The organism is Nocardioides sp. AX2bis (assembly GCF_902506435.1).
Lineage (GTDB): Bacteria > Actinomycetota > Actinomycetes > Propionibacteriales > Nocardioidaceae > Nocardioides.
Genome location: NZ_LR733229.1, coordinates 1 through 4613, shown reverse-complemented (window position 1 = coordinate 4613; position 4613 = coordinate 1). Strand labels below are relative to the sequence as shown.

Genomic DNA, 4613 nt, shown 5'->3' with positions numbered 1-4613 from the left:
GTGGGGGAGGACGTCACTCGAAGAGGTTGGCGGCACCGACGCCCCCCGTGTCCTCGAGCTCGCCCTTGGCGGGGAGCAGGGCGAAGGAGAGGGTGCCGGCGTCCTGGGCGAAGAGGACCTTCTCGGCCTCCTGCTGGTCGACGGCGAGGGTCAGCAGCGTGTTGGGCAGCTGCTCGGCGGCGACCTCGCCCTCCGCGGTGGTCGCGGCGGCCTGGACCTGGGTGGTGGACCCGGCGCCGATGACCGTCACCCGGGGCAGGAGCATCCGGGTGTAGGCCGGGGTGCCGTCCTCGGGGACCGCGGAGAGGTAGATCGCGACCTCGGAGCCCGGCCGGGTGAAGCTGCCGACACGGCCCTGGTCGGTGAGGCTGACGGCGATCGCGACCTTGCCGTCGGGCACCGGGAGGGTCGAGGTCGACTCGACCTCGTCGGCGGAGCCGAACTTGACCGGCAGCAGCTGCTCGCCGGGGTAGACCGTGGTCAGCGCGACCTGGCCGGCGAAGACCTCGTCGTCGGCGCCGGCGCCCTCGAGCACCTCGTCGACGTTGACGTCCTCGAGGGTGACCTTGCCGGCGGCCAGGGCGTCGTCCATGGACTCGCCGCGCTCGATGCGCTGCGCGGCGCTGAGCACCTCGACGGTCTGGAACTGCGCCACGGCCCGGTTCTCGGCACCCTGGGCGTAGAGGAAGACCAGGGTCGCTCCGAGGGCGGCGACGACGGCCGCCACGACCAGCAGGATCTTGCGTCGCTCCATGGGTCCCTCCCGGCGCGCGACATCGGTCACCTTCCCCCGGAGGTGCTGACGTCAGGCGCAGCGTGCGGCGCGCGGGACCATCCCGCGGGCGTGTCGAAATGTTGGCACGCAGGGGGGTCGACCCGTGGCGGAATACCGAAAAGGACCACCGGTCCGGGACCTGTGGCAGGCGACGGCGGGCCGTCAGGCCTCGTAGAGGCCCTCGATGGCGTCGCGGTGGCGGCGCAGGACCACCGAGCGGCGCAGCTTCAGGCTGGGCGTCAGCTCGCCGTCCTCCTCGGTCCAGTCGCGCGGCAGCACCCGGAAGCGCTTGATCGACTCCGCCTTCGACACCGCCAGGTTGGCCTCGTCGACGCCGGCCTGCACGTCGGCCAGCAGGGCCGGGTGACCGGTCAGCCGGGCCGGGTCGTCGGTGGTGCCGTGCCGCTCGGCCCAGAGCGCGACGGCGTCCGGGTCGAGGGTGACCAGCGCCCCGACGTACGGGCGCCCGTCACCGACCACGAGGCACTGGCTCACCAGCGGGTGGGCGCGGACCTTGTCCTCGAGCACGGCGGGGGCGACGTTCTTGCCGCCGGCGGTCACGAAGATCTCGCGCTGGCGCCCGGTGACCCGGACGAAGCCCTCGTCGTCGACCTCGCCGACGTCACCGGTGTGCAGCCAGCCGTCGGCGGTCAGCACCTCGGCGGTCAGGTCGGGCAGGCCGTGGTAGCCGCGGAAGACCTGCGGGCCACGCACCAGCAGCTCGCCCTCGTCGGAGATCCGCACACCGGCGCCGGGCAGCGGCCGGCCGACGGTGCCGATCCGGGTGGCCTCGGGCTGGTTGACCGTCACCGCGCCCGCGGTCTCGGTGAGGCCGTAGCCCTCGAGCACGCTGATCCCGATCCCGCGGTAGAAGTGGCCGAGCCGCTCGCCCAGCGGCGCTCCGCCGCAGACGGCGTGCCGGCAGCGGCCGCCGAGGGCCTCGTGCAGGCGGGTGCGGACCAGGCGCTGGTAGGCCGTGTGGCGTGCGCGGAGCCGGACCGGCACCCGACCGCGCTCGCGGGCGCGGGACCAGGCGATGGCGGTGTCGGCGGCCTTCTCGAAGACGCGGCCCCGGCCGTCGGCGGCCGCACGCAGCGAGACGGTGTTGAACAGCTGCTCCAGCACCCGGGGCACGGCCAGGACGAAGGTCGGCCGGACCTGCTGCAGGTCGTCGGTCAGCCGACGCAGGTCGGAGCCGTGGGCGATCCGGACGCGGGCGCGGACGCAGGCCACCTGGACCGAGCGCGCCAGCACGTGGGCGAGCGGCAGGAAGAGCAGCGTCGAGGGGCCGTCGTCGTCCTCGTCGTCGGGGTCCGCGGTGCGGTAGAGCTCGGGCAGGCCGTCGAGGCACGCCTGGGCGCCGGCCATCAGCTGGCCGTGGGTGAGCTCGCAGCCGCGCGGTCGCCCGGTGGTGCCCGAGGTGAAGAGGAGCGTGGCCAGGTCGTCGGGCCCGACGGCGGCCCGCCGGGCCGCGAGGGCGTCCTCGTCCGGGGAGCCCGGTCCTCGTCCGGCGGCGCGCAGCGCGTCCAGACCGCCGTCGTCGAGCACCCAGGTGTGGCGGGGGACGGCGCCGCCGGCGGCCTCGCGGAGCCGCGCGGCGACGGCGGCGTCGCCGACCACCGCAGCGACCACCGGCGCGTCGGCGAGGACGCGGCCCAGCTGCTCCACCGAGACCGAGTCGTAGAGGGGGACGCTGACCGCCCCCACCCACCACAGCGCGTAGTCGACGACCGTCCACTCCCACCGGGTGCGGGCCGCGAGCAGGACCCGGTCGCCTGCGTCGACGCCGACCGCCAGCAGGCCCCGGGCCACCGCGGCGACCTCGTCGCGCAGGCCGGTGGTGGTGAGCTCCTCCCACCCGCCGCCCGGGGCGGTGCCGGAGGGGGCGCCGGGGGTGCGGCGGAGGAGGGCGACCGCGTCCGGTGCCTGCTCGGCGTTGGTCAGCAGGTCGTCGGTGAGGCTGCCGGTGAGCGGCGCGGGCGTGGCCCGGGGGGTGGAGTACTCCCGCACGGCTCCTCCTCGCTGGTCTCGCTGGTCTCACTGGTCTCACTGGTCGTGCTGGTCCTGCGCCGGCGCTGGTGGCGGCGGGGGCAGGCTACTGCGCCGTCGGCTCGGGGACGCCATCCGGTGGTACGGCCGGGGCGTCCGGTAGTCTCGCCGATCGTCCGGCACCCCGGTCGCGTCTCGTCGCGGCCGCGTGGGCCCGCAGCATCGGAAGGGTGTGACCATGGCGGAGCAGACCACGTCGTCCCTCGTCGTCGAGGCCACGCCCGCCGAGGTCATGGCCGTGATCGCCGACTTCGAGTCGTACCCCGCGTGGGCGACCGGGATGAAGCGCGCCGAGGTCCTCGACCGGGTCGGGGACGGCCCCGCGGCCGGGCGCGCCGACCGGGTCTTCTTCGTCCTCGACGTCTCCCCGATCAAGGACGAGTACACGCTGGCCTACACCTGGGACGGCGACCGCCAGGTCTCCTGGAGCCTGGTCGAGGGCAAGATGCTGCGCTCCCTCGACGGCGCCTACGTCCTGCGCGAGGTCCCCGGCGGCACCGAGGTCACCTACCGACTCGCCCTCGACGTCTCGATCCCGCTGATCGGGATGCTGAAGCGCAAGGGGGAGAAGATCCTCATCGACACCGCGCTGAAGGGTCTGAAGAAGCGCGTCGAGCAGCTGGCCTGAGCGCCGGCAGCCGGACCAGGTCAGGACCGATCGTGCGCGTCGTGCTGTTCACCGGCAAGGGTGGCGTGGGCAAGTCCACGGTCGCCGCCGGCACGGCCGCGCTCGCGGCGGCGCGCGGCAGCCGTACGTTGGTGCTCTCCACCGACGCCGCACACTCCCTCGCCGACGCCTTCGGGGTCCCGGTGGGTCCGGAGCCGACGCCGGTGGCCCCCCACCTGCACGTGCAGCAGGTCGACGCCCAGCGCGGGCTCGAGGAGTCCTGGTCGGTCGTCCAGGGCTACCTGCTCGACGTGCTGCACGTCGCCGGGCTCGACCCGGTGACCGCCGAGGAGCTGACGGTCGTGCCCGGCGCCGAGGAGGTCCTGGCCCTGCTCGAGCTGCGCCGCCAGGTGCTGTCGGGGGAGTGGGACGCCGTCGTCGTCGACTGCGCGCCGACCGCCGAGACCCTGCGCCTGCTGGCGCTGCCGGAGGCGCTCGGGTGGTACCTGCGCAAGGTGGTGCCCGCCGACCGTCGTGTCGTCCGCGCCCTCGCGCCGCTGCTCAGTCGCGCCACGGGCGTGCCGGCCCCGGACCCGGAGGTCGCCGGCGCCGCCGAGCGGCTGCAGCTGGAGCTGGCCGAGGTGCGGGCGCTGCTCACCGGCCCCGAGGCCTCCGTACGCCTGGTGCTGACCCCCGAGTCCGTCGTGCTGGCCGAGGCCCGCCGCTCGTGGACGACGCTGTCGCTGTTCGGCTACCGCGTCGACGGGGTCGTGGCCAACCGGGTCTTCCCCGCCGGCTCCGGCGACGCCTGGCGGCAGGGCTGGGTGCGCGCGCAGGCGCGGGTGCTGGCCGAGGCGCGGGCGTCCTTCGAAGGCCTGCCGCTGTGGCGCGCGGGCTACGCCCCGGCCGAGCCCGTCGGCGTCGCCGCGCTGCGCGACCTCGCCTTCAACCTGTACGCCGGGCGCGACCCGGTCGGTCCGGTGACCGCGCCGGCGCCCTTCCGTGTCGAGCGGTGGAGCGGCGGGGCCACCCTGCACCTCGCGCTCCCGTTCGCCGACGCCGGCGAGGTCGACCTCGCCCGCAGCGGCGACGACCTCGTCGTCACCGTCGGCTCGTACCGCCGGGTGCTGGCCCTGCCGGGCGTCCTGGCCCGGATGCGGGTGCGGGGGGCCGGGGTCGAGG

Annotated in this window: 4 protein-coding genes; 2 read left to right on the top strand and 2 right to left on the bottom strand. The window is 75.4% G+C overall.

Features of this window, described 5'->3' with window-relative positions; genetic code table 11:
• Positions 1 to 13: 13 nt before the first annotated feature.
• Positions 14 to 754 (bottom strand): Flp pilus assembly protein CpaB, encoded by a 741-nt coding sequence (gene cpaB, locus GV155_RS19765; protein ID WP_160011940.1) that lies wholly within the window; start codon positions 752 to 754, stop codon positions 14 to 16.
• Positions 755 to 937: 183 nt separating this feature from the next.
• A complete protein-coding gene (locus GV155_RS19760; RefSeq protein ID WP_160011938.1) occupies positions 938 to 2785 on the bottom strand; it encodes an AMP-dependent synthetase/ligase in 1848 nt (615 codons plus the stop codon).
• Positions 2786 to 3002: 217 nt separating this feature from the next.
• Between GV155_RS19760 and GV155_RS19755 the strand changes: the two genes are divergently transcribed.
• A complete protein-coding gene (locus GV155_RS19755) occupies positions 3003 to 3452 on the top strand; it encodes an SRPBCC family protein (protein ID WP_160011936.1) in 450 nt (149 codons plus the stop codon).
• Positions 3453 to 3484: 32 nt separating this feature from the next.
• A partial coding sequence (locus GV155_RS19750) for an ArsA family ATPase (protein ID WP_160011934.1) occupies positions 3485 to 4613 on the top strand: 1129 nt, incomplete at its 3' end.